The organism is Micromonospora sp. NPDC049359 (genome assembly GCF_044466585.1).
In the GTDB taxonomy this organism is placed as follows: domain Bacteria; phylum Actinomycetota; class Actinomycetes; order Mycobacteriales; family Micromonosporaceae; genus Micromonospora.
This window is the reverse complement of record NZ_JBITMW010000015.1, coordinates 20281-44651: the sequence shown is the minus strand read 5'-3', so window position 1 is coordinate 44651 and position 24371 is coordinate 20281. Positions and strand designations below refer to the sequence as shown.

At 71.8% G+C, this 24371-nt stretch carries 27 protein-coding genes; 13 read left to right on the top strand and 14 right to left on the bottom strand.

Going from position 1 to position 24371, the window contains the following annotated elements; translation table 11 throughout:
- Positions 1-92: 92 nt before the first annotated feature.
- From ACIBTX_RS28405 to ACIBTX_RS28390, 4 genes are all read right to left on the bottom strand, one after another.
- Positions 93-1007 (bottom strand): cytochrome c biogenesis protein CcdA, encoded by a 915-nt coding sequence (locus ACIBTX_RS28405; RefSeq protein WP_357132424.1) that lies wholly within the window; start codon positions 1005-1007, stop codon positions 93-95.
- Positions 1004-1582 carry a thioredoxin-like domain-containing protein gene (locus ACIBTX_RS28400; RefSeq protein WP_357132421.1) on the bottom strand — a complete coding sequence of 193 codons (579 nt, stop codon included), beginning with the start codon at positions 1580-1582 and terminating at the stop codon, positions 1004-1006. Before ACIBTX_RS28400 ends, ACIBTX_RS28405 begins: the two co-directional genes overlap by 4 nt.
- A 68-nt stretch (positions 1583-1650) precedes the next feature.
- On the bottom strand, positions 1651-3117 hold the full coding sequence (locus ACIBTX_RS28395; RefSeq protein WP_396833218.1) for an NADH-ubiquinone oxidoreductase-F iron-sulfur binding region domain-containing protein: 1467 nt from the start codon (positions 3115-3117) through the stop codon (positions 1651-1653).
- Complete coding sequence (locus ACIBTX_RS28390; RefSeq protein WP_357132414.1) at positions 3114-4748, bottom strand: hypothetical protein; 1635 nt, start codon at positions 4746-4748, stop codon at positions 3114-3116. The genes ACIBTX_RS28395 and ACIBTX_RS28390 overlap by 4 nt, the downstream gene beginning before the upstream one ends.
- Positions 4749-5023: 275 nt before the next feature.
- Between ACIBTX_RS28390 and ACIBTX_RS28385 the strand changes: the two genes are divergently transcribed.
- Together ACIBTX_RS28385 and ACIBTX_RS28380 are read left to right on the top strand one after the other, a co-directional pair.
- A complete protein-coding gene (locus ACIBTX_RS28385; RefSeq protein ID WP_357393292.1) occupies positions 5024-6469 on the top strand; it encodes an alpha-amylase family glycosyl hydrolase in 1446 nt (481 codons plus the stop codon).
- Between the two features lie 77 nt (positions 6470-6546).
- Complete coding sequence (locus tag ACIBTX_RS28380) at positions 6547-7458, top strand: L,D-transpeptidase (protein WP_396833217.1); 912 nt, start codon at positions 6547-6549, stop codon at positions 7456-7458.
- Between the two features lie 10 nt (positions 7459-7468).
- On the opposite strand, the gene ACIBTX_RS28375 is transcribed toward ACIBTX_RS28380, so the two are convergent.
- The 4 genes from ACIBTX_RS28375 to ACIBTX_RS28360 are packed head-to-tail and all read right to left on the bottom strand — an operon-like array spanning position 7469 to position 10907.
- Complete coding sequence (locus ACIBTX_RS28375) at positions 7469-8101, bottom strand: response regulator transcription factor (RefSeq protein WP_357132405.1); 633 nt, start codon at positions 8099-8101, stop codon at positions 7469-7471.
- Positions 8098-9234, bottom strand: a complete 1137-nt coding sequence (locus ACIBTX_RS28370; RefSeq protein ID WP_357132402.1) for a histidine kinase — start codon at positions 9232-9234, stop codon at positions 8098-8100. The genes ACIBTX_RS28375 and ACIBTX_RS28370 overlap by 4 nt, the downstream gene beginning before the upstream one ends.
- Before the next feature lie 26 nt (positions 9235-9260).
- On the bottom strand, positions 9261-10004 hold the full coding sequence (locus tag ACIBTX_RS28365) for an ABC transporter permease (RefSeq protein ID WP_396833216.1): 744 nt from the start codon (positions 10002-10004) through the stop codon (positions 9261-9263).
- A 3-nt stretch (positions 10005-10007) separates the two neighbouring features.
- Complete coding sequence (locus ACIBTX_RS28360; protein WP_357173598.1) at positions 10008-10907, bottom strand: ABC transporter ATP-binding protein; 900 nt, start codon at positions 10905-10907, stop codon at positions 10008-10010.
- Between the two features lie 275 nt (positions 10908-11182).
- Here ACIBTX_RS28360 and ACIBTX_RS28355 point away from each other — a divergent pair, with 275 nt between their 5' ends.
- From ACIBTX_RS28355 to ACIBTX_RS28330, 6 genes are all read left to right on the top strand, one after another.
- Complete coding sequence (locus ACIBTX_RS28355; RefSeq protein ID WP_357132393.1) at positions 11183-12037, top strand: alpha/beta fold hydrolase; 855 nt, start codon at positions 11183-11185, stop codon at positions 12035-12037.
- Between the two features lie 137 nt (positions 12038-12174).
- Complete coding sequence (locus tag ACIBTX_RS28350; RefSeq protein ID WP_363660263.1) at positions 12175-12348, top strand: hypothetical protein; 174 nt, start codon at positions 12175-12177, stop codon at positions 12346-12348.
- 2 nt (positions 12349-12350) lie between these two features.
- The gene (locus ACIBTX_RS28345) at positions 12351-12611 is read left to right on the top strand and encodes a hypothetical protein (RefSeq protein WP_363660262.1); all 261 of its coding nucleotides are present in this window, start codon (positions 12351-12353) and stop codon (positions 12609-12611) included.
- Positions 12608-13264 carry a hypothetical protein gene (locus tag ACIBTX_RS28340; protein ID WP_396833215.1) on the top strand — a complete coding sequence of 219 codons (657 nt, stop codon included), beginning with the start codon at positions 12608-12610 and terminating at the stop codon, positions 13262-13264. The genes ACIBTX_RS28345 and ACIBTX_RS28340 overlap by 4 nt, the downstream gene beginning before the upstream one ends.
- A 1-nt stretch (position 13265) precedes the next feature.
- Complete coding sequence (locus ACIBTX_RS28335; RefSeq protein WP_396833214.1) at positions 13266-13673, top strand: hypothetical protein; 408 nt, start codon at positions 13266-13268, stop codon at positions 13671-13673.
- Positions 13674-13834: 161 nt separating this feature from the next.
- A complete protein-coding gene (locus tag ACIBTX_RS28330; protein WP_396833213.1) occupies positions 13835-14986 on the top strand; it encodes a site-2 protease family protein in 1152 nt (383 codons plus the stop codon).
- Between the two features lie 124 nt (positions 14987-15110).
- Here the strand turns inward: ACIBTX_RS28330 and ACIBTX_RS28325 are convergent, their stop codons facing one another.
- Together ACIBTX_RS28325 and ACIBTX_RS28320 are read right to left on the bottom strand one after the other, a co-directional pair.
- The gene (locus ACIBTX_RS28325) at positions 15111-16388 is read right to left on the bottom strand and encodes an FAD-binding protein (protein WP_396833212.1); all 1278 of its coding nucleotides are present in this window, start codon (positions 16386-16388) and stop codon (positions 15111-15113) included.
- Positions 16385-17137, bottom strand: a complete 753-nt coding sequence (locus ACIBTX_RS28320) for a hypothetical protein (RefSeq protein ID WP_396833211.1) — start codon at positions 17135-17137, stop codon at positions 16385-16387. The genes ACIBTX_RS28325 and ACIBTX_RS28320 overlap by 4 nt, the downstream gene beginning before the upstream one ends.
- Positions 17138-17257: 120 nt before the next feature.
- Here ACIBTX_RS28320 and ACIBTX_RS28315 point away from each other — a divergent pair, with 120 nt between their 5' ends.
- Entirely contained in the window at positions 17258-17680 is a 423-nt protein-coding gene (locus tag ACIBTX_RS28315; protein WP_357132374.1) for a hypothetical protein, read from the top strand.
- Positions 17681-17684: 4 nt separating this feature from the next.
- On the opposite strand, the gene ACIBTX_RS28310 is transcribed toward ACIBTX_RS28315, so the two are convergent.
- Positions 17685-18614 (bottom strand): LLM class F420-dependent oxidoreductase, encoded by a 930-nt coding sequence (locus tag ACIBTX_RS28310; protein WP_363660260.1) that lies wholly within the window; start codon positions 18612-18614, stop codon positions 17685-17687.
- Between the two features lie 97 nt (positions 18615-18711).
- Between ACIBTX_RS28310 and ACIBTX_RS28305 the strand changes: the two genes are divergently transcribed.
- Entirely contained in the window at positions 18712-19023 is a 312-nt protein-coding gene (locus ACIBTX_RS28305; protein ID WP_357132369.1) for a metalloregulator ArsR/SmtB family transcription factor, read from the top strand.
- Position 19024: 1 nt separating this feature from the next.
- The gene (locus ACIBTX_RS28300) at positions 19025-19555 is read left to right on the top strand and encodes an SRPBCC family protein (protein WP_357132366.1); all 531 of its coding nucleotides are present in this window, start codon (positions 19025-19027) and stop codon (positions 19553-19555) included.
- A gap of 9 nt (positions 19556-19564) precedes the next feature.
- Here ACIBTX_RS28300 and ACIBTX_RS28295 read toward each other — a convergent pair whose 3' ends face one another.
- Together ACIBTX_RS28295 and ACIBTX_RS28290 are read right to left on the bottom strand one after the other, a co-directional pair.
- The gene (locus ACIBTX_RS28295) at positions 19565-20602 is read right to left on the bottom strand and encodes a hypothetical protein (protein ID WP_357132362.1); all 1038 of its coding nucleotides are present in this window, start codon (positions 20600-20602) and stop codon (positions 19565-19567) included.
- Positions 20602-20871 carry a hypothetical protein gene (locus ACIBTX_RS28290; protein WP_355051350.1) on the bottom strand — a complete coding sequence of 90 codons (270 nt, stop codon included), beginning with the start codon at positions 20869-20871 and terminating at the stop codon, positions 20602-20604. The genes ACIBTX_RS28295 and ACIBTX_RS28290 overlap by 1 nt, the downstream gene beginning before the upstream one ends.
- Before the next feature lie 580 nt (positions 20872-21451).
- On the opposite strand from ACIBTX_RS28290, the gene ACIBTX_RS28285 reads away from it, so the two are divergent.
- The gene (locus ACIBTX_RS28285; protein WP_357132359.1) at positions 21452-22654 is read left to right on the top strand and encodes a hypothetical protein; all 1203 of its coding nucleotides are present in this window, start codon (positions 21452-21454) and stop codon (positions 22652-22654) included.
- 9 nt (positions 22655-22663) lie between these two features.
- On the opposite strand, the gene ACIBTX_RS28280 is transcribed toward ACIBTX_RS28285, so the two are convergent.
- Complete coding sequence (locus tag ACIBTX_RS28280; protein ID WP_357173581.1) at positions 22664-23227, bottom strand: Uma2 family endonuclease; 564 nt, start codon at positions 23225-23227, stop codon at positions 22664-22666.
- Between the two features lie 129 nt (positions 23228-23356).
- Here ACIBTX_RS28280 and ACIBTX_RS28275 point away from each other — a divergent pair, with 129 nt between their 5' ends.
- Positions 23357-24304 (top strand): RNA polymerase sigma-70 factor, encoded by a 948-nt coding sequence (locus ACIBTX_RS28275; RefSeq protein WP_357132353.1) that lies wholly within the window; start codon positions 23357-23359, stop codon positions 24302-24304.
- Positions 24305-24371 lie beyond the last annotated feature (67 nt).

Sequence of the window (24371 nt, the reverse complement as noted above, 5' to 3'; positions counted from 1 at the left end):
GTGGCCCTTCGGTGGTGACAACGTTGTCAGCCAGGCTCCGACGATCACTTCCGGATGTCAAGACCCATACCCCCCCCGCGCGCTAGACCAGCTCACCCCGCCGATCTTGCACTTGCTGTCGTCTCGATGCCCCGATCCGCGTCTTTTGGGGCGACAGAAAGTGCAAGATCGCGGGCATGACGGCGGGAGCGCGCGGTGCGGGCTGCCAGGAGGAGCAGCGCTGCCAGGGTGGCCAGGAGCACCGCCGGGCCCAGGGTGTCGACGGTGTTCGACAGGGCGTGCTGCACCTGCGCGGCTGCTTGGATGACCGGGTCTTCGAGGGCTTCTCGCCGGCCGGCGGCCAGCCGTAGCTCGTACCAGCCGTACCAGGCGACGTAGCCGCCCGCCAGCAGCAGAACCAGGCCGCTGAGCCGGGGCACCAGCGCGCCCGCGACGCGCAGCCGGGCCACCAGCGAATCGCGCAGCAGCGCCACCCCGACCGCGGCGACCGCGACCACCAGACCCATCCCGAGGGCGTACGCGCCGAACAGCGCCAGCCCACGCCCGGTCGAGCCGGCCTGGAGGCTCGTCACCACGATGGCCAGAAAGGGCGCGATGGCGCACCCCAGCGAGGCCAGCGCGTACGCCGCCCCGAACAGCGCCATCGACGGCCACGACCTGGTCAGCCGGGGCGCCCGAGCGGTCCAGCCCGGCGCGGGCAGTCGCCGGCCGGCGAGCAGCCAGCAACCGGCCGCCACCAGCAGCAGCCCGAGCACCACCGTCAGCCACGGCAGCCGGGGTCGCAGCCAGCCGGCCAGCGGCGCGAGCGCCAGACCGAAGGCGCCGAAGACCACCACGTACCCCAGGGTGAGCCCGGCCGCCGCGGTGAGCGCGCGGCCGACCGCGCCGCGGGCGTCCGACGCTCCGGCGACCAACAGTGAGAGGTACGCGGGCAGCAACGCGAACCCGCACGGGTTGACCGCGCCGAGCATGCCGGCGGTCAACGCGAGCAGCAGCGGGCCGGTCACGCCCCGGCCAACGCGCTAACCCGGGCGGTGAGTGACTCACCGTCAAGGAAGCCCTGGTGGACGACCTTGCCGTCGCGGTCGATGATCACGAAGATGCTCTGTTCGGTGACCTTGAACCGCTTCCAGAGCACGCCCTTGCGGTCGTCGATCTGGGGCATGTCGCCGAGGTCGAACTCGGTGACGAAGTTCTTCATGTCGCGCTGCTCGCCCAGCCCGGCGACGCCGACGATCGGCACGGTGTCCCGATACTTCGGGGCGATCTCGGCCACCGTCCAGGCCTGGCTGGCGCAGGTGGCGCACCACGGCGCCCAGAACCAGAGCACCACCGGTCGGCCGGCCAGTCGCGTCGCGTCGAAGGCGCTGCCGGCGAGGGTCGTGCCGGTGAAGCGCAGGGTGTCCGGGACCGGGGCCGCCGGGGCCGACGACGCCCCGGCCGAGGGGGTCGGGGAACTGGTCGGGGCCGGCGCGGTCCCGGCGGCGGCAGCGTCGGGCGGCACCGTGCCGGTACAGGCCGTCGTGGCGAGCAGGGCGGCGACGAGTACTGCTGCCGCCGCCGGCCCGATCCGCTTGCGCATCCGTACTCCTCCACAGTCGTAAGGAAGGGCCCCTTGCTATACACGAGGCGGTAAAAAGGTGCCGTTCCTTACTCGGCCTTGGCGAGGCGCAGGGCGAGTTCCGGGCAGACCTTGACCGCCTTGAGGGCGCCCTCGCGCAGCCACGTCGGCACGGGCGTGGCGGGGAAGGCGGGGTAGCCGTTGGCGTCGAGCCGGATGAAGTCCGGCACCACGTGCGCGCAGAGGCCGTGCCCGTCACAGCGGGACCAGTCCAGGGTGAGCTTCTGCGGGTTCGGGTCGGGTGCGCCGGGCAGCCCCATGACGCCCTTGACCCGCCGACCGCAGCCGTCGCCGGTGCTGTGCAGCCGCAGGTCCTCGGTGAATACCTCGATCGCCGAGAGCGCGAACCGGGCCGTACCGTCGGGGTGGCTGCACGCGCCCCGGCCCTTGACCTCGCCCGCGGCCGCGCGGACGACGTCGGCCGGTTGGCTGCCGGCCACGGCCAGGTCGACCGCGCGGGCCAGGTCCGGCAGGCCCATCTTGCACGGGCCGCACTGGCCGGCGGACTCGCCGGCCAGGTAGCGCACCACCTGCGCGGCCTCCCCGAGCGGGCAGGTGTCCACGCCGATCGGAATGATGATGCCCGCGCCCAGGGTGCCGCCGACCGCGGCGAGGCCCTTGCGGGAGACCTCGGCCTTCTCGGCCGCCTCGGCGGTGATCCACTTGCCGTGGTAGCCGCCCATCAGGATGCCCTGCACGTCCGGGACCTCGCACAGGTCGAGGACGTCGCGCAGCGGCATGCCGGCGGTGCACTCCACCACGGCCGGCCGGGCCGCCGCGCCGGTCACCGTGAGCAGCACGGTGCCCGGCTCGTCGTCGGTGCCGAGGGCCGCGTACTCGTACGGGCCGAGTCGCGCGCCGACCGCGAGCTGGGCGTACGTCTCGGCGTTGGACAGCAGGGTGGGCAGGCCACTGACCCCGGAGTCGCTGGAGCGCTTCTTGGTGCCGGGCGGAATGTGCGGCAGCCCGTTGATCCCGTTGACCAGGGCGCCGCCCTCGCCGGAGATGAACCGGTGCGGCACGGTGACGATGGTGGTCGGCACCGGCATCCGGCGCTCGTCGAGGGCCTCCATCAGCGAGTCCCGGCCGACCCCGTCGTCCGCCACGCCGATGACGATCTCGTCGGCGTCCAGCGCGTACGCGGCCAGCGCCGCGCCGTCGAGGACCAGGTGCGGGGCGCGGGTCAGCAGCACCTTGTCCTTCCAGCTCGCCGGCTCGCCCTCGGTGGCGTTTACCACCACCACCGCGGCGAGGTCCTGCCGCTCGCACGACTCCAGCACGGCGCGCATCTTGCGGGCGAACGGGAAGCCCGCGCCGCCCTTGCCCTTGAGCTGCATGCCCTCGGCGAGCCGCAACAGTTGCGCCGGCTCCATCGGGCCGATCGGTCCGTGCACCTCCTCGTGCGCGGCCAGGTCGAGGCGTCCGAACTCGGCGAACCCGGCGGTCAGTCGAGGCTCACCGACGCAGGCCACCGGAGGCACGGTCGTCCGCATCACTTGGCCTCACCCCGCAGACCCGCCCAGTACGCCCCGTCCACGGCGTCCGCGCTGGCCTTGCGGCGCTTGGCGGACCGGCCCTCGGCCCGCCGCGCGCGACGAGATGCCAGGTCGACCAGGGTCGGGGTGTCGTCGACGGGCGGCGGAACCTCGTCGGGGACGTACCGGGCCGGCGGACGCCAGTAGTCCGGCTCCTCCGGCAGGTCGTCCTCCGCGCTGTGCCGGCCGCTGCCGCTGCGCGGCGCCGCCGAGATCGGACCGGCCGAGATCGGGCTGCTCGAGATTGGGCCGGCCGAGATCGGCTCGACCGAGACCGGACCGGCCGAGATCGGCTCGGCGGCCTGCCAGCGGCGCGGGCTGTCCCACGGCTCTTCGGGCTCGTCGGTGGCCCGCCGGGGCGGGGCGGAGTACCGGGTGCCCTCGTCCTCGGTGCGGGACCGTCGTCCGCTCCGCTCGGCCGCCGGCTCCTCGGCCCGCCGCCGCCGGGTGGGGGCGGTCTCCTCGTCCCGGTCGCGGCTGCGCGACGCGCGCCGCCGGGTCACGGGCTCCATCTCCTCCTCGTCGTTGCGGCGGGCGGAGCGGCGGGTCGCCGTCGTCTCCATCTCTTCGCGGCGGTCCTGCCGGGCGGCGGGCTCCTCGTCGCGGCGACGGCGACTCGGCCGGACCGGCTCAACCAGCGAACCGGGCTCGGGCACCACCGGAACGGTGAACCGCTCGGGGTCCCGCCGCCGCGGACCGGTCGGCGCCGTCCACGTGGCGGTGGTGGCCTCCGCCCAGGCCGGACGCTTGTCCTCACTCTTCTCGCGGCGGCGACCCAGGCCGGCCAGCAACGAGCGTCCACGGCCCTCGTCGGTGGCCCGTCCGGCCATCGCCGCGTTGCGCACGGCGGCCTGCTGCTGCTCGCGACTGCGCCGGCCGATGGTGACCGAGAGCCGCACCAGCAGCGCCAACACGACGAGCAGGACGCACGCGAAGTAGCTGAGGACCACCCAGGACGCCGCGGCCCGACCGGCGTTGAGGCCGTGGAAGATCGCGAACGGCCAGGCGAGGTAGGCGGCGGAGTGCAGCGTGCGCCACAGCCACTTCGGACCGACGCCGGCGAAGCGGGCCCGGATGATGCCGGTCCAGATCACGCTGACCATGAGCAGGGCGGCCACGGTGCCGAGGCCGACGTAGAGCCCTCGGCCACCGATGAACGGCACGAGTGAGTCGGTCGCCGCGGCCCGACCGGTGGCGATCTTGGTGAGCACGTGGAAGACCAGTCCGGCCGTACCCAGGACGCCGGTGGCGCGGTGCGCGGACTGCATCAGCACGCGGTGCGAGATGTTCAGCACCAGCCGGTCGGTGGCGAGCAGTCCCAGCATCACGGTGAGACTCAGCGACACCAGGGCGATCACGCCCGCGAAGAACTCGGTGAAGAAGAAGCCGTACGCGTACGCCATCTGACCGGCGCCGGTCAGCATGGTCGCCGCCCAGAAGGCGGCGAGCAACGAGGCGATCAGCATCGTCGTCGCCGAGCGGGACCGCGTCCGCACCCCCCGACTGCTGGTGCTGGTCCGGACCTCGGCGGCCTTCTGGTTCTGCTTTGCCCGGGCCATCTGCTCCTCGATCGTCTCGCGGCGGCGCACCACTGGCCGACCCCTGCTCCCCCATCCAGTACGGACCGACGGCGCGCGCGGATCACCCGGGGGGAAAAAATTCTGGGCCGCCATCGAACCAAGTGACGTCCCGGTGCGTTGTGCACGCTCCCCGCACGTGGCAGGCAGTGACGCAGGTCCATGCATTGACAGTCCTTGCAACACGCTTGTAACCTTTCGGCAAATTTTCAGCACGTATTGCAAGATCCGAGCAGTCCCGTGCTCCCCCGGCACCACCACCCCCACCCCCGCTCCCGTCAGGAGTCCCGATGCGCCAACGTCGACGCGGCTCGGCGATCCTCGCCCTCGGCCTGGTCGCCAGCCTGTTGGTTCCCCTCACCGCGACGGCGTCCCCGGCCGCCGCCAGCCCGTCCGGCGCCAAGAAGGTCATCGTCCAGCTCTTCGAGTGGAACTGGCCGTCGGTCGCCAGCGAGTGCCAGAGCACCCTCGGCCCCAAGGGCTACGGCTACGTGCAGGTCTCGCCCCCGCAGGAGCACGTGCGGGGCAACCAGTGGTACATGGCGTACCAGCCGGTCAGCTACCGGATCGAGTCCCGCAAGGGCACCCGGGCGCAGTTCCAGTCGATGGTGAACACCTGCCACGCGGCCGGCGTCAAGGTGATCGTCGACGCCGTCATCAACCACATGTCCGGCCAGGACAACGGCGGCACCGGTTGGGCCGGCTCGTCGTACGCGCACTACGACTACCCGGGCATCTACCAGACCCAGGACTTCCACCACTGCGGACGCAACGGCGGCGACGACATCGCCAACTACAACGACCGGTACGAGGTGCAGAACTGCGAGCTGGTCAACCTGTCCGACCTGAAGACCGAGTCGGACTACGTCCGTACGAAGATCGCGTCGTACCTCAACGACCTGCTGTCCCTCGGTGTGGACGGCTTCCGGATGGACGCCAGCAAGCACATGCCGGCCGCCGACATCGCCGCCATCAGGAGCAAGCTGTCCCGCTCGGCGTACGTCGTGCAGGAGGTCATCTACGGTGCCGGCGAGCCGGTCCAGCCGACCGAGTACACCGGCAACGGCGACGTGCACGAGTTCCGCTACGGCAAGGACCTGGCCCGGGTGTTCCGCTCCGAGCGGCTCGCCTACCTGAAGAACTTCGGCGAGGGCTGGGGGCACCTGCCCTCCGGCTCGGCCTCGGTGTTCGTGGACAACCACGACACCCAGCGCGACTCCAGCGGCGTGCTGACCTACCGCGACCGGGGGATCTACGCCCTCGCGAACGCCTTCATGCTGGCCTGGCCGTACGGGTCGCCGACCGTCATGTCCAGCTACACCTTCAGCGACCGGGACGCCGGCCCGCCCTCGGACGGCAGCAACAAGACTCTCAACACCACCTGCTACTCGGGCTGGGAGTGCGAGCACCGTTGGCCGGTGATCGCCAACATGGTCGGCTTCCGCAACGCCACCGAGGGCGCCGGCGTGGCCAACTGGTACGACAACGGCAACAACCACATCGCGTTCAGCCGCAGCGGTAAGGGCTACGTCACCGTCAACGACGAGGACGCCGCGGTGAACGGCCGCTCGTACTACACCGGACTACCCGCCGGCCGGTACTGCGACGTCATCCACGGCACGTACGCGAACGGATCGTGCAGCGGCCCGGTGATCACCGTGGACGGCAACGGTTGGTTCGCCGCGAACGTGCCGGCGCACGACGCGGTGGCCATCCACATCGGCGCGCGGCTCTGACCGACTCCCGGGGCCTCCAGGCGGCGGGTATCGCCGAACCGGGGGCCCCGGACCGTTCACCGCCCTAGAGTGGTTTAGTGCCGTTTGACCGAATGTCCCCGTACCGTCGTCGCGCCGGCTGGATCGTCGGCGCGGTCGCCGTACCCGTGCTGCTGGTCGCCGCGCTGCTGACCGGCCAGGCTCTCACCCCACGCTCGACGGCCCCCGACGACCAGAACGCGGCGATCGCCGACCCGACGCCGAGCAGCGTCGAGCAGAGCCTCCAGGAGTCGGTCCCGCCGGCCGCGCCCGCTCCGGACGGGCTGCCGGTGCTCGACTACGACCCCGCGCCCAGCGGCTTCCCCGCCGACCCGGCCACGATGGACACCACGCCACTGGCCGAGGGCGTGCACCCGACCCGGCGGATCGCCGCGTACGACGCTCCCGGTGGCCGGCCGCTGGCCTTCGTCGAGCCGACGCTCGCGGGGGCCGAGCTGACCGTGCCGATCGCCCAGCGGCGGGCCGGCTGGACGGCCGTCCTGCTGCCGTCGGCGAACCGGCAGCTCGCCTGGCTGCCGCCGGGCGGGTTCGACACCGTGGCGCTGCGCGACCAGATCGTGGTGGAGCGCAGGGCACACCGGCTGACCTGGTACCGGGCCGGCAAGGCGGTGCGCTCCTGGAAGACGAGCCTCGGCCAATCGGGGCAGGAGACGCCGCTCGGGCGCACCTTCATCCTGGGCCGCACCCCGCCACCCGAGGAGGTCTACGGCGGCGTGGACATCTACGCCCTCGGCTCGGTGCCGGACGACCCGGAGGCGGTGCCGACCGGGCTCAGGGGCGCGCACATCGGCCTGCACACCTGGCAGAACGACGACGAACTGGGCGAGAACACCACCAACGGCTGCATCCGGGTGACCCGCAGCGGTCAGCGGGAACTGCTCGCCGAGGTTCGGCCCGGCAGCAGCCTGGTGGTCGTCGACCAGCTCCCCACCCCGCCGTCGACCGCCTGAGCCGGGCCGCTCAGTCGCCGAGCAGCCACCCGTTCTGCTCGGCGATGTGCACGGCCGCGGCGCGGTTGCGGGCACCGGTCTTGCCGATCGCCGCCGACAGGTGGTTACGCACCGTCCCCTCGGACAGGTGCAGCGTCTTCGCCAGTTCGGCGACCGCGCCGCCGCCCCGCGCCGCGCGCAGCACCTCGGTCTCGCGCTCGGTCAACGGGCTCGTCCCGGTGGCCAGGGTCTCCGCGGCCAGCGTCGGATCCACCACCCGCAGTCCGGCGTGCACCCGGCGGACGGCGTCGGCGAGCTGCCGGGCCGGGGTGTCCTTGACCACGAAGCCGTTCGCGCCGGCCTCCATGGCGCGACGCAGGTAGCCGGGCCGACCGAACGTGGTCACCACCAGCACCCGGCAGGCCGGCAGCGCGGCCCGCAACGCGGCGGTGGCGGCGATCCCGTCCAGGCCGGGCATCTCCACGTCCAGCAGGGCCACGTCGGGCGTGTGCCGCAGGGCCTCGGACACCACCTCGTCGCCCCGGCCCACCTCGGCCACGACGGTCAGGTCCGGCTCCAGCGACAGCAGCGCGGCCAGCGCGCCACGCACGAGCGCCTGGTCGTCGGCGAGCAGCAGTCGGATCGGCGTGGACGGGCCGCTCACCGGGCCTCCGCCGGGGCGTGCACCCGCAGCAGGAAACCGGTGCCGTCCCGCCGCCGACCCACGGTCACCACGGCATCCAACCGGCGGGCCCGCTCCCGCAGGCCCACCAGCCCGTACCCGGCGGCGTCGACGTCCGGCGTGGACGGTCCCCGACCGTCGTCGCTCACCTCGACCCCGTCCGGGCGGACCCGGATCGTGCAACACCGCGCCCCGCTGTGCCGGACCACATTTGTCACCCCTTCGCGTACCGTCCACCCGAACAGCCGGTCCCACTCGGGCGGCAGCTCCGGCATCTCGGCCGGCAACTCCGCCGCGATGCCCGCCGCGGCGAGGGCGGATCGCGCGCCGGCCAACTCCCCGGCGAAGGTGACCTCCCGGTACGCCCCGACGGTCTGCCGCACGTCGGCCAGCGCCGCCCGCGCCAGCTTCTCCACCTCGGCGATCTCGGCGGCCGCCCGGACGGTGTCGACCTCGATCAGCCGCCCGGCCAGCTCGGCCTTGATCGCCACCACGGTCAGCGAGTGCCCGAGGATGTCGTGCAGGTCGCGCGCGGCGCGGGCCCGCTCCTCGGCGACCGCGAGCCGGCCGATCTCCTGCTGCGCGGCCTGCAACTCGCTGTTGCGCTGGGCCAGCCCGGACACGCCGAACATTGCGAACGAGGCGAGCAGCACCGCGAAGACGATGCCGTTCTCCGCCTCCCACCCCGGCACCAGCCGGGACGCCAGCGCGGGGGTCACGGCGCAGAGCGCCACGGTGGCCAGCGCCTCCGACAGCGGCAGCAGGAACACCCCCGCCGCGGCCACGTAGACCAGGGTCGCCAGCCAGTCGCCGCCGGTGCCCGGGATGCTGGCCAGGCCCACCCCGAGCAGCACCAGCAGGCCCAGACGTGCTCGCCCCGCCGGAATCGGCAGCAGCAGCCGACGCAGCCGACGGGCCCACTGGAACAGCAGCACGTAACCCAGTCCGAAGACGACGAGGGCGGTCACTCCGACGAACCGCCGCCACGGCTCCGACTGGTGCAGCGCGGTGGAGATCGGCACGTTGAGGAAGAACAGCCACACGGCGGCCAGCAGCCAGCCGATGTACCGCCAGTGGCGGTTCATCGGCTGGGGCTGCCCCGTCGGGAGGTCCATCGGGTTCACGCTAGCGGTCGGACCGGTCAGACCCGAGCGGTGTCCCGGCGGAACAGCCGGGTCGCGCCGACACCGAAGGCCAGGGTCCAGATGACGATGTTGGCCACCGCCGCCATGCTCACGCCGTCGCCGGTCAGTGGCGAGCGGGCCAGCTCACCCATGCCGTACACCGGGGTGAACTTCGCGACCTGCTGGAGCACGTGCGGCAGCACGTCGACCGGCACGAACAGCCCGCCGAACATGGCCAGCACCGCCAGGATCGGCCCGATGAACTGCATGACGTTCTCGGCCGGCACCAGGTAGCCGATGAACAGGCCGAACGCGGCGAACACAAGCGAGCCGACCCAGGCGGCCAGCCCGGACAGCAGCCAGACGTCCAGCGGGAGGCGGACGCCGGCCGCAGCCCCCACCAGGAACTCCACGACCACCGCGAGCAGGCCGAGGGTCATCGCGGTGGCCAGCTTCGTCGCCACGTACGCGGTCGGCCGCAGCGGCGTGAGCCGGAGCTGCCGGCTCCACCCCAACGCCCGCTCGGTGGCGACCGCGCCACCCGCGCTGGTCGTCGCCACCATCGCCGCGTACACGGCGAGGCTGATCATGACGTACGCCGTGACGGGCCGGCCGTTGTCGAGGGTCTGCCCCCGTTGCGGCAGACCGAAGATGAGGAAGAAGACGCCCGGCATGATCAGCGTGAAGGCGAGGGTGCGGCGGTTGCGCAGCACCCGGCGCAGCTCGATGCCGAGAACCGCCGGTGCGGGCAGGGTGGTCATGGGTCAGGCTCCGATACGTTCGGTGGTCAGGGCGAGGAAGGCGTCCTCGAGGTTGCGGGAGGTGATCTCCACGTCCCGGGCGGCGGTCCGGGTGAGCAGGTGCCGGGCGATCGCGTCCGAGTCGCCGGTACGCACCAGCACGCTGTCGCCGCGTACCTCCACGGCGTCGACGCCGGGCAGCGCGGCGAGCGCGGCCTGGTCCGCGCCGGGCAGGGTGGCCCGCACCGTACGGCCGGCGGCCAGGTTCTTGATCTCGGCGGTGGTGCCGTCCGCGACGACGCGGCCCTGGCGGACCAGCACGATCCGGTCGGCGTACGCGTCCGCCTCGTCCAGGTAGTGGGTGGCGAAGATGACGGTCCTGCCGTCGCGGGCGTCGCGGCGCAGGGCCTGCCAGAAGTCCCGCCGACCCTCGACGTCCATGCCGGTGGTCGGCTCGTCGAGGACCATCAGGTCCGGGTCCGGCAGCAGCGCCAACGCGAAGCGCAGCCGCTGCTGCTGACCGCCCGAGCACCGCCCGACGAGCCGGTCGGCGATGTCGGCGATACCGGCGCGCGCCAGCACCTCGGCCGCCGGTCGGGTGCGCCGGTAGAAGTGCGCGGTCATCCGTACCGTCTCGCCCACGGTGAGGTCCTTGAGCAGGCCGCCGGTCTGGAGCACGGCGGCGATCCGCCCCCGGGCAACCGCCTCGTCGGCGGTGCCGCCGAGAACGCGCACGGTGCCCGCGTCCGGGCGGGCCAGGCCGAGCAGCATGTCGATCGTGGTGGTCTTACCCGCCCCGTTGGGGCCGAGGAACGCCACCACCTCGCCGGGCTGCACCCGCAGGCTCAGTCCGTCGACTGCGGTGACCGTACCGAAGGTCTTGGTGAGGCCGTTCAGCTCGACGGCCGGATGCGTACTCGTCATGGCATTGATCCTGGGGTGTCGCGGACCTCGACTCCTGAAGCGGCCGTCACGTTCCGACCGTGACATTTGTCAGGGCCGGACGGCACGGCTCAGAGCCCGGCGGGCACGCAGCGTGACGGGCCGGCGGGCGAGGACCCCGACGAGCGTGATGCCACCCAGTCATCAAGATGCCCCTGAGTCATCACGCCCACCGGCACATCCGCCCCCGACACAGGCATTCCGGGTCCGGCAGCGGGTAAGCGCGCCGCCGGACGCCGCGACACCGGGAGGACGCGATGGGTGCCACACCGCAGGGCCAGGTCGACACGATCGTGCTGATCCACGGGCTCTGGATGACCCCACGGAGCTGGGAGGGGTGGGCCCAACGATTCACCGAGCGCGGCATGCACGTCATCGCTCCCGCGTGGCCCGGCATGGACCGCTCCGTCGAGCAGTTGCGCGACGACCCCAGCCCGATCGCCGAGCAGAGCATGGCGACGATCGTCGCCCACTACGACCGGATCATCCGGGCGCTCCCGCGTCCGCCGATCATCATGGGCCACTCGTTCGGTGGGCTGTTCGCCCAGGTCCTCGCCGACCGGGGACTCGGCGCGGCGGTGGTGGGGGTACATCCGGCGGCGATCAAGGGGGTGCTCAAGGTGCCGTTGAGCCAGTTGCGCTCCGGCTTCCCGATCCTGCGCAGCCCCGCCAACCGGAGCAAGGCCGTCCCGTTCACCCCGGACGACTTCGCCTACACCTTCGGCAACACCTTGAGCCGAGAGGAGTCCGACCGGGCCTGGCAGCGGTACGCGGTCCCCGGAGCGGGCCGGGTGTTCTTCGAGGGCGCGTTCGCCAACGTCGACCCGCGCTCGCCCGCCCGCGTCGACACCGGACGCGTCGACCGGGCGCCGCTGCTGCTGATGGCCGGCGGGCAGGACCACGTGGTGCCGGCGTCGGTGGTCCGCGCCAACGCGGGGCTCTACCAGAAGTCCCGCGCGCTCACCGCGTACGAGGAGTTTCCCGGCCGGTCGCACTTCACGGTCGGAGCGCCCGGCTGGGAGGAGATCGCCGACTACGCGCTGGACTGGGCGATGCGGGCGGCGGCGCTGCCCCGCGAGGCGACCATCGCCAGCGAGACCCCCCGCCGCTGACGCCCGGCCAGAGGTAATCCGCTCGCCGGCATCTACGTCCGGGGCTGCGAACGGCGCGTGATGTCGGTTAGTGTTCGTCCCTCCACGGAACGTACGAAGATGGCTCGCGTCGCGCGTGGTCGAGCGGGGAGGACAGCATGGCCAGCATCGAACAGGTATTGGTCCGGCTGCGCGCCGCCGGCACCGGCCACCCGACGCTCGCCGAAGCCATCGCTCGCGCCGAGCAGAGCAAACAGCGGCTGGTCGAAGGGGCAACCACCCTGCAGGGCAGCAGTCAAGCAGCGCGACAGTACATGAGCGTGCTGGGCTGACCGTGAGCATCGGCGAGATCAAAGCGATCCTCTACGAAGCCGACCGCTCGCTCAGCGAAGCCGCCGCCACAGTCAGGGAAATCGGCACTCAGCTCGACGAGGCGACCGGCCTCGCCCTCGCCACCCTGCATGACAGCCAGCACGCCGAGGCCAACAAGGTCCGTGCTGACCTCATTTCGGCCCAACGCGAGGTGGAACTGACCCTCCACGTGATCACAGTGGTCAAGGACAACGCCGGCAGCTATCGGGAGTCACTCGGATGACTGGGCTTCTGGCCCAGGTCGTGGCGCAGCTTAACGCCGCGATCGACAAGTTGGACGCCCTCGCCGTTAAAGCGGGCCACGCCCAGCAGGACGTCGCCGAGGCTCGGCGAAATCTCCACCAACTCGCTAGCGGAAGCGAGAACCCGAAGCTCGGCCTGGCGATCAGCAAGAGCGGCACCGCTGTCGACAAGGCCGGCCGGCTCGGCCGACTGAGTAGCAACGCCGCACAACATCTCGCCAACTACGTCAACGTGATCGCCCCTGGATCTGCCCCCACCCGCCTCGACGAAGACCGCGGATCACCAACGGGTGAACGGGTGGTCGCAGAGGCAGAAGCCAGGGGCAACCGAGCCGAAGCCTTCCTCCGGCGTCACGTGAAGAAGGCGGACGAGACCGAGGGCAACCTTCAGGACGCCGAGCAGGCCACCACGGCCGGGCTCCGTGAGTTGATGCATCAGATCAAGAGCGGCCCCGGCGGCACCGCGACCTCCACCACCGCTCCCAGGCCCGCCCCGCCGCCAGATCGACCACAGTTGGAACACCCAGTCAGCTCCGTCATCATGGCAGCCGGAGCCGTAGTCGTCGGCCTGAAGGGCCTGTGGAACATGACCAAGAAGCATCGTGAAGGGAAGCATCTTGACGATCAGTCCTGACATGGTCGCCTACATCCGCACCATGGTGACGGGCGACCACGCCGAGAACGACCGCGTCGAGGCTCGCCTCGACAGTCAGGGCTGGGAAGGTTTCGCCACGCTGCTCGGCGCGGTCTTCTACCTCGCGGTCGACCGTCGCTTCCCCGACGGCGCCAGTCCGGAAGAGGTGATCCGGTTCGTCAGCCACATGCGAAGCACGACGAACGGTGGTGCCGAAACCGACGCCACCAGCGCGGAGAGGCTGATCAGCGCGGCCCTCGATCCGAGCATCGACGCTGACGTTGATCCGAAGGTTGCGGGTCGTATCCAGGGCTTGACCATCCTCCACACGCTCGGCGGCGGGGCGATCTCCGCCAGCGACCTGGATGCGCTCCTGCGCGAGGCGACGACGCTCGCTCGGCAGGTGTAGCTGATCTACAACGCCATACGCTTGTCGGTGACGCCGACAGCCTGATCGACCTTCTGTCACCAAGGCGCATCCGCGCCCGATCTCAGCTGCTGCACCTTCCGCAGCGACGACCTGAGCGCCGCGTGTCGCATGGCTCGGCTGACCGTGGGTATGAGCCCGGGATGAGGGCGAGTTTCCGGATCGGTCGGATCGCGGGGGTGCCGGTCGGGGTCAACTGGAGCGTGCTGGTCATCTTCGCGCTGATCGCGTGGGGGCTGGCCGCCAACCAGTTTCCCCGCTCGTACCCGGATCGCTCCGCCGTGGCGTACACCCTCGCCGGCCTGGCCGCGGCGGTGGTCTTCTTCGTCGGCCTGCTCGCCCACGAGGTGTCGCACGCGGTGGTGGCCAAACGCAACGGGCTGGAGGTCGACGGCATCACGCTGTGGCTGTTCGGCGGCGTGGCCGAGCTGAAGGGCGAGCCGCGTGACCCGGGCGCGGAGTTGCGCATCGCGGGCGTCGGCCCGCTGGTCAGTCTGCTGCTCGGGGCGTTCTTCGGCGTCATCGCGCTGCTGTTCGCGCTGGCCGGGCAGGGCGGGCTGCTCTTCGGGGCGATTGCCTGGCTGGCCGGCATCAACGTGCTGCTGGCGATCTTCAACGTGCTGCCGGCCGCGCCGCTGGACGGCGGTCGGCTGCTACGTGCGGCGGTGTGGAAGGCCACCGGCGACCGCACCCGGGCGTCAGTGGTCGCCGCGCGGGCCGGCTGGGTGCTCGGCGCGCTGCTCATCGGCCTCGGGCTGTGGCAGTTCCTGTCCGGCGTCGGCTTCGGCGGGCTGTGGCTGGCGCTGATCGGCTGGTTCCTGATCGGGGCCGCCGGGGTGGAGGAGCGACAGGCCCGCACCGGAACCGCGCTGCGCGGAATCCGGGTCGGCGACGTGATGACACCGCAGCCGCAGACCGCGTCGGCGGACATGACGGTCGCCGACTTCGTCGACCACTACCTCTTCGCGTACCGGCACTCGGCGCTGCCGCTGACCGACCAGGGGCGGCCGACCGGCCTGGTCACCGTAAACCGGGTGCGGGGCGTACCGGCCGAGCGGCGCACGTCGACCACGCTGGCCGAGGTGGCCTGCCGGGCCGACGAGCTGGTGCTCGCCCAGCCGGGTGAACAGCTCAACGACCTGCTCCCCCGGCTCACCGAGTGCGCCGACGGCCGAGCCCTGGTGGTAGCCGAGGACGGCCGCCTGACCGGAATAGTCTCCCCCAGCGACATCAGCCGCGCAGTCCAACGCGCCACCCTACGCACCCCCACCCCCACCCCCGCCCCTTCCGGCTAACGCCCCTCTCCCGCCCGCCCACGCCGCGTCGATCATGGAGTTGCGGTGGGATCAAAACGGCTTCGAAGCCCCCTGAACGGGCACCACAACTCCATGATCGACGTGGGTAGGGCGGCGCGGGGAGCTAGCGGGGGAAGTAGTGGTTCAGCTGGTCGGTTCCGAACTTGTTTTTGGGGTCCAGCTTCGTCAGCAGGGACGTGAAGTCGGCGTACCTCGGGTAGCGGCCCGACAGGTCCTCCGGGTCGGTGACGAAGACCTTGCCCCAGTGCGGGCGCGGAGCGAACGGGGCCAGTCGCGCCTCCACCTCGGCCAGCACGGGTAGCACCGCGTCGGTGTCGTCGACCCAGGTGAAGTGGACGACGAAGCTGTCCCGCTGGTGGTTGGGGCTCAGCCACAGCTCGTCGGCCGCCACCGTCCGCAGCTCGCACACGTGCAGGACCGGGGCGATCAGGTGCGCCACGTCGGCCAGGGCGGCGAGCGCGTCGGCGACGGCGGTACGTGGCAGGTGGTACTCGGACTGCAACTCGTCACCGCTGCTCGGGGTGAAGCCGAGCTTGAAGTGCGGCAGGCGCTCGTGCCACGGGCCCGGCTCGCCGAGTTGCGGGGTGCAGTTCTCCGGCGGCATGCCGAGCACCGGGTGCCGTGGCTGGTCGGCCGGGGTGGTGCCGAGCCAGTCCGCCTCCGGCGGCGGCTGGTCCGCGAGCTGCTTGCGCCACACCTCCCGCAGTCGCGGCCTACGCCAGTCGGTGAAGACACTCACGCTGTACGCCGAGTCGAGCGCCTCGTCCAGCGCGGCCGGGTCGAGGTCGAGCCGTACGTACTGGCGCAGCTCGAAGGCCGGCACCAGGTCCAGGGTGACCCGGGTGACCAGGCCGAGCGCGCCGAGCCCCACCACCATGCCGGCGAACGTGTCGTCGTCGCGGTCGACCCGCAGCAGGTCGCCGTCGGCGGTGACCAGCTCCAGGCCGGCGACGGCGCTGGCCAGGTTGCCGTGGGTGGGGCCGGAGCCGTGGGTTGCGGTGGCCACCGCGCCGGCGACCGAGATGTGCGGCAGCGAGGCCATGTTGGCCAGCGCGTACCCCTGGTTGTGCAGGTGTCCGGCGAGGTCGCCGTAGCGCATCGCGCCGCTCACGGTGACCTGGCCCCGTTCGCGGTCCACCTCGACGGTCGGCGGCAGACCGGCCAGGCTCACGAGGTCGCCGGCGGTGTCGCCGAAGCGGTTGAAGGAGTGCCCCGTGCCGAGGGCGCGGACGCGCCGACTGCCGGCGACGAGGCGACGCACCTCGTCGAGGGAGGTCGGTCGGTGGAACGCCCGCGCCGCGTACCGGACGTTGCCGGCCCAGTTGCGGCGTGGCACCTCGGAAGCTGCGGTCGACGTGGCGTTCGGTCCCGGGGTGGTCACGTGGCGGTCTCCCGATCGGTGGACTGCTGGTCGCTCAGAGCGGCGATGAGGGCGTCTAGAACCGTATCCACCTGGAACGTGTGGTAACCACGCTGGGCGCGCGGCAGACCGGCCGCGCTGGCGCGTTCGATCTCGACGCGGGCTGCCTCCCGGGCCGCCGCGTCGCCGGACAGCAGGGCGTCCTGGCCGCGCCGGATCAGCCGATCGACCCGGTCCATGGCGTAGCCGCGCAGGCCCACCGCGATGTCCGGGACGGCGAAGGCGGCGCGCCGCAGAGCGAGCAGGTCGACGAAGCGGTCTCCGGCATGCCGGGTGAGCGCTTCGGACACCTGCTCGGGTTGCTCGCGGACCTGGTCGAGAACGAGCAGCTCGATGGCCGGCCGGCCGTCGAGCGGGTGGCGGGAGGTCACCAGCTCACGCGGCATACCCTGCACAGGCACCAGCAACAGCCTCGGCGGGGTCGGGTAGCCATCCTGTCGAGGCGGCTCGTCGAGGACCACCGTGTCGACCTCGGCCCACCGGAACTCCCGGCGCAGGCCCGGCCGCCGGATGCTCAGCCCGTCCGCGTGGATCCCGAACCGGAACGGCCGCAACGCGCTGACCAGCGCCACCGCGCCGAGCGCGATGACACCCACCGCGATGATCGTCCGTAGCAGGGCGCGGTCGCTGGGATAGGCCAGCAGGATTACCCCACCGAGTACGCAGGCCAGGGCGAGCGCACGGGCCCCCCGATTCCGGCGCAATTCCACCCGTGGACCCCCGTTTCATGACCGTGGCGTCGGTCCCGACATCTTCCGCCAGACCGGGCACCGAGGACACCGGACGATCGGGCACGGTTGTTCTCGCCGTCGGCGGGGAACCCTACGCCCATGAGCAGCTACCGTGATCCGGCCGCGCGGGGCGACGTCTTCCCGTCGGAGGAGGAGCTGGACCCGACCGGCAGCGCGGTCGAGCCGGCCAGTGCGCCGCCAAACGTCCGGTTGCCGAACCACCCGGCGCCCACACCCGGTCCCCGGCCGACGCCCGCTCCCGCTCCCGCGCCGACGCCCGTACCGTCGCCGGGGCCACCGCCCCGCGAGCCCGCCGGCGAGTCGCGGTCGATCGTGACGCGCCACCTGGACGGGTCGGTCGAGATCGTCACCGACCTCAACGGTGACGGCGTGGCCGACGTCGTCCAGATCGACGTGGACGGTGACGGCGTACCGGACATCACCTATGTGGACAGCGACCGTGACGGCCGGTTGGACACGGTGCTGCGCGAGCCGGGCCGGCACGCGCAGCACCGCGCCTGACGGGTCACAGGTTCGCCAGCACCTCGCTCGCGACCAGGTCGAGGTGGTCGAGGTCGGCCAGGTCCAGCACCTGGAGGTAGATCCGCTGGCTGCCGATCTTGGCGTACCGGTCGATGGTGTTCAGGACCTCGTCGGGCGTGCCGGCGATGCCGTTGGCCCGCAGCTCGTCCGGGTCCCGGCCGATGGCGGCGGCCCGGCGGGCCACCTCGGCGTCGTCGCGTCCGCAGCAGAGCACCAGGGCGTTGGACCAGACCAGTTCCGCCGGGTCGCGGCCGATCTCGGCGCACACCGCGCGGACGCGCTCGAACTGCGCCGCCGAGTCCGTCGGCGAGGCGAACGGCAGGTTGAACTCGTCGGCGTAGCGGGCGGCCAGCCGGGGCGTCCGCTTCGGCCCCATCCCGCCGAGCAGGATCGGCGGGCGGGGCTGCTGCACCGGCTTGGGCAGGGCGGGCGAGTCGGTGACCGGGTAGTACCGGCCCGGGTGGCTGAACGTCTCGCCCGCCGGGGTGGACCAGAGGCCGGTGATGACCGCGAGCTGCTCCTCCAGTCGGTCGAACCGCTCGCCCAGGGCCGGGAACGGGATGCCGTACGCGGTGTGCTCGTCGCCGTACCAACCGGTGCCGATGCCCAGCTCCACCCGACCGCCGCTCATCTGGTCGACCTGCGCCACCGTGATCGCCAGCGGGCCGGGCAGCCGGAACGTGGCGGCGGTCATCAGCGTGCCCAGCCGGATGCTGCTGGTGTCGCGGGCCAGACCGGCCAGCGTCGTCCACGCGTCGGTGGGGCCCGGGTCGCCGCTCACCGAGCCCATCTTCAGGTAGTGGTCGGAGCGGAAGAACGCGCCGAAGCCGGCGTCCTCGGCGCGGCGGGCGACCGCGAGCAACTGGTCGTAGGTGGCACCCTGCTGGGGTTCGGTGAAGATCCGCAGTTCCATGCTCCGAGCATAGGTAGCCGTCCCCGATGCCGCTCCGGGACGGCCGCCACCGTCGTATACTTTGACAGACATATGACGGCAGGGGCATATTGAGCGGGTGTCCAGCGACGCCTTCACCGTCCTCGCCGAGCCCACCCGACGCCGGATCCTCGACGCCCTCCGCGACGCCGACCGCAGCGTGAACGAGCTGGTCGACGGGCTCGGTGTCAGCCAGCCGGCCGTCTCCAAACACCTGCGGGTGTTGCGCGAGGCCGGCTTCGTCTCCTGCCGGGTCGCCGCCCGGCGGCGGATCTACCGCCTCGACCCGGGTCCGCTGCGAGCGGTCGACGGCTGGCTCGACCCGTACCGCCAGCTGTGGAGTCGTCACCTGGACGCCCTACAACGGCACCTCGACAGTCAGGAGCAGTGACATGGACCGCGACACGTTCCGCCCGAGCCCACCCGCCGAGGCGCGCGCCGAACACGCCGACGGCGGTGCGACCCTGGTGTTCGTCCGCGACCTGCGGCACCCACCCGGCGCGGTCTGGGCGGCGCTGACCGATCCGGCACAGCTCGCGCAGTGGGCGCCGTTCCTCGCCGACCGGGACCTCGGCAGCCCCGGCGCCGCCGTGCTCACCCTCGTCGACGGCGAGACGTCGGTGCAGCAGACCGCGGCCGTACGCCGAGCCGAGCCGCCTCACCTGCTCGAGTACACCTGGGGCGACGACCTGCTGCGGTGGGAGCTGACGGCCTCGGGTAGCGGCACCCGGCTCACCCTGCGACACACCGTCGCCGAGCCGGGCGCGCTGCCGATGGTCGCCGCGGGCTGGCACCTCTGCCTCGACGTGGCCGACCGGCTGCTCGACGGAGACCCGGTCGGCCCGATCCGCGGCGCCGAGGCCAAGGACTTCGGCTGGCCCGCACTGCGCGACGCGTACGCCGAGCGGCTCGAAGCGGAGTGACCGCGTCGATCAGACGTACGGTCGGGTGGCGTACGCGGTGCGCAGCGCGGCCAGCCCGGCCGCCTTCGGCGACAGGGTGCCCCACCCGGAGTTGAAGTAGTTGGTCCGCGCGATGAGGGGACCCCGCTCGGCGTTGAGCTGGGCGATCGCCGCCGGAACGGTGGCGATCCAGGCGGCCTGGTCGGGGATCTCGGCGGACCGCACCCCGTACTCCGCGATGATCACCGGCCGGGACAGCGCCACCGGGCCGAGGTCCGCCACCGCCCAGTCCTTGGTCCGGCGGAAGCGGGCCAGCGCGGTCTGGCCGGAGGCGGTCGCGTAGGCGTTCCACTGGAGGTAGTCCAGTCGGGACATCAGCGCCTCGGTGTGGGTGCGCTGGAAGCACGCCCGGTCGAAGCCGCCCACCCCCACGGAGAAGGTCGTGCCGGTGGGCAAGGTCCGGGCCTTGAACCAGGTGACGATGTACGACACAGCCTGCACCGCCCGCGCGTCGGACTCGGCCCAGGTGTACGCCTTGCCGGCCTCGGTCGTACCGAACTCGTGGTCGGTGTCCAACTCGGACGCGAGTTGGATGTTCACCCCGAAGCCTAGCGTCCGGTACTGGGACAGGGCCCGCGCGAACAACCCGTCGCACTGGCCGTTGAGCACCTGGGTGTAGCCGTACGCCTTCGGCCAACTGGTGCCCGGACGCTGCTGGATCGTCATCGACGGCGCGGGCACGGTGTAGGTGACGCCGTCCACGGTGAAGGTCTGCGGCCCGGCGTCGCCGGCGCCGTAGTGCTTCAGCTCCAGGACCATGTTCATCTGCACGCCGGCCTTGCCCAGGTTGACCAGCCATGGCCGGTTGTAGCCGGGAAAGATGTACCCGTCGGCGAAGCTGCGGTACTGGGTCAACGAGCGGAAGTTGCCGCCGGCCATGTCGGCGGTGGGGTCGGCCCCGCCGGACAGGTAGTAGCCGCCGAGCACCGGTTGGCGCACGGTGTAGTCGACCCCGGCCGTCGCCGTGTGTCCGGCGGCGTCGCGGACCTGGACGGTGACCCGGGGCATCACGCCACCGCCCGGTACACGGCGACGGAGCCGTTGTCGGAGACCCGGGTCCAGGTACGCCCGGAGTTGTCGGAGACGGTCACGGTGAGCGGGTCGATGACCGCGGTGACCTTGACCGGCGCGCTGCTGTTGCCCTGCGCGTCGGTGACCACGATGGTGACGGTCAGCGGTTTGGTGTCGGCGTCGGAGTACGTGACGGTCAGCAGCATCTGGTCACCCGGCGAGAAGACGGATGCGTTCAGGGCTGCGGTCGCGGTGGGAGCCGCCATGACAGGGCCTCTCTGATTCGGTCGCCCGGCCCGGCGCGCGGGTGAGCGACGCCGAACAGGGCGGGATCCACGATGCGTGTGGTCGACAGGGCACGTGGGCGACGTGCCGGTGGGCGACGTCGCCGGCGGTGGACGGTGACACCGCTGCGGGCGCCTCCAGCGGTGTGGGACGGCCGAGCCGTGCGCCTCGTCGGGGCCGGCGGCGGTGCCGGGCCCGCACCGGCGGGGCCGGGCCGGCGAGGGCGGCACCGGAGCGGACGATGCTGTCCGTACCGGGCCCGCGGGTGGGGATGTGGCCCGACATCCCTCGCCCTCTCGCCTGCCTTAAGGGTCCTCTACCAGGGGCTTTACCGTCTTGTCCGGTTAGCGACATCTGTCCTCGACGGACGGATTGCTCACCTGCGCCGCCGCTGGCCACCGCGGCGCGGCGCACGCCGCGAGCGCTGACACATTCGTAAACTTGGACGGCAACTCGGCGTAAATGTGGTGGTTTCTACTGCGGATACCATGCGGTCGTCTCCGTCAGGTGCGACCGAAAAGGTGCCGAGTGCTCAGGACGGCGAGAAGAGTCAGCACGACGATGAGCATCTGGCGGCAGGGCCTGTGGCGGTACCGCCTGACCGCCGCCGGCGTCGGCCTGGCGATCCTGAGCGCGGCGACCGCCACCCAGAGCCCACCGCTGGCGCTCAGCGTCGCGGCGGCCACGGCGGGTCTCCTGGTCTCGACCCTGGAGATCCTCGCCAACCGTCGACGGACTCGACAGTTCCGCTTCCATCCCCGCGACGGCGACGACTATCGGGACATCGTCGAACAGGTCCGGTACCCGAGGCGGGTCCTCACCAGTGCCCACAGCACCGGCATCATCCCCACCGACGAGAGTTCCCGGCTGCGGGGCCAGCGCATCCGCTGCGCCGTCTCGCCGACGAGCTACGTCCTCGGCCGGGACCTGCGGCGCTGGTCGTTCGACTTCCTGGCCCGGCACGCCCGGACGGCCGCCATGTACAACGGAGCGGTGTTGGGCCTCGCCGACGACCTGCCGACCGGTGCCGACGACCCGGTCGTCACGCTGCGGCCGGCGCACTACTTCGACTTCTTCTGCAGCAACCTGCTCGCGCCGTACGACGTCTACGAGGCAGGTCGGGACACCCGACCGATGCGTGGCCGTGACCTGATCCTCGACCACCGGGACCGGCTGCGACGGTTCGCCGACAGTCGGCTGGCAAACGTGGTGGGCATCTCCACCCTGGCGTTCACCCTCGACGGACGGCTGCTGCTCGTCGCACAGACCCGGGACAACGTGGGCAGCCCCGGGCTCATCGCACCCTCCGGATCCGGTTCGTTGGAGCCCGGGGACGCGGCGGCGACGGTTACCGCGCCCAGCCTTCAGGAGGTCATCGTCGCTGGCGCGCTGCGCGAACTGCGCGAGGAGTGCCACCTCGAACCACACGAGATAGCCGAGAGCGTGGTCCTCGGCTTCGGGCGGTGGATCAGTCGGGGCGGCGTGCCGGAGTTCTGCACGGTCACCCTGCTCAAGGTCACTGCCGACGAGGTGCTGCGGCGGGCCGTCCTCTGGACGGAACGGCCGTACGTGGGTGAGGTGCTCGCCGTACCCGTTCCGACCACCGCACAGTGGGATCCCGACGACCCTCTCGCGCTGCTGCCCGCCGAGAATCGGCACAGCGCCTCGTGGCCGCTTGCCTTCGGTCTCTCCTGCCTCACCGACTGCATGACCGACGAGGCCTGGCCACAACGCGCGGCCCTGACGGCGCTCGTCGACCAGTAGGGACGTGTGTCAGAGGCTCTGGTCGAGGTGGTCGGCGGGGACCGACTGGAGCAGCCACGCCAACGGCATCTTCGCGTGCTCCTCGTACGACCCGTTTCCACCCAGCCGGTAGAGGGTGACCGTCTGCGCCCCGTCGCGGTCCACGACCCAGTACTGCGAGATGCCGGCCGACGCGTACTCACGGACCTTGGTCACCGAGTCCATCGCCTCCGAACCCGGCGAGACGATCTCCACTACAAGCGCGATTTCGGTCACCGACGCCCAGACACTGCGGCCCGGCGGCTTGCGCCAGACGCTGAGATCGGGAATTCGGCCACCGTCACCACCCGGGCCGGAGATCCGCACACCGACGGCTTGAAGCACCTGCTCGGCGGGCCAACCAGCCATAATCAGCCAGGCAAAGAGCCGACTCGCGATCGTGGCGTGCTCCGAATCGGGCGGCGGCATGACCGACAGGACCCCCTCGGGGCTGGTCTCGTAGCGGTGGCCATTCGGATCGGCGGAGTTCATCGCCGCGACGTCGTCGAGCGTCACGACGGCGGGCATGTACATGCCTACGGCCTCGGCGCTCATGGCCCACATCCTAATGGCCAGTAGTGGGATCTGCGGCCGCTGACGTCCCGGTTTGCGCCTACCGAGCGCGCCGAATCACCGCGCAACCGGCTCGCCGAGCCGCGCGACAGGCGCGGTTACTGTCGAGCCATGCCACTGCGTTCCGACGAGATCGAGGTGTTCGAGCGCTCCCGGCCCCGCCTGGAGGCGATCGCCTATCGACTGCTGGGCTCGGCCAGCGACGCCGAGGACGCGGTCCAGGACACGTTCCTGCGCTGGCAGGCCACCGACCGGGAGCGCGTCGAGACGCCCGAGGCCTGGCTGACGAGGGTACTCACCAACCTGTGCCTCAACCAGCTCACCTCGGCGCGCGCCCGGCGCGAGACCTACGTGGGCACCTGGCTGCCCGAGCCCGTCCTCGCCGGGGACCGGATGCTCGGGCCGGTCGACACCGTCGAGCAGCGCGAATCGGTCTCGATGGCGGTGCTCACCCTCATGGAGCGGCTGTCGCCCAACGAGCGCGCGGTGTACGTGCTGCGCGAGGCCTTCGGCTACCCGCACAGCGAGATCGCCGAGATCCTCGACCTCACCGAGTCGAACTGCCAGCAGATCTACCGGCGTGCCAAGCAGCACGTCGCCGCCGGCCGGGCGCGCGGCGAGGTGGACGACGCCGCCGCCCGGCAGATCGTCAGCGAGTTCCTCACGGCGGCCAACAGCGGCCAGATCCAGCGGCTGGTGGAGTTGTTGACCGGGGACGTGACGAGCGTCGGTGACGGCGGCGGCAAGATCCCGGCCCGCACCACGCCGGTCGTCGGCGCGCTGGCGGTGGCGAAGTTCCTGCGCGGCCTCTTCCGGCCCAGCGACGTGAAACGGAACCTGGTGGGCGGCAGCAGCCCCGCCCTCTACGCCGAGGTCGTCAACGGCGGGCCCGCGGTCGTCGTCGTGACCGGCGAGCAGGTCGTCGGTGTCATGTCCCTGGAGATGACCCCCGAGGGAGTCGCGGCGATCCGCGTCCAGGTCAACCCCGACAAGCTCGAACGCGTCACCCGCCAGTGGTCCGTCACCGCGCACTCGGAGCCGCTCCTGCACGTCTGGTGACCCAGGTCATAGCCGCCTCCTGTCAGCAACGGCGTCGCTGCCCGGTTCAGGTAGCGACCATCGCCGA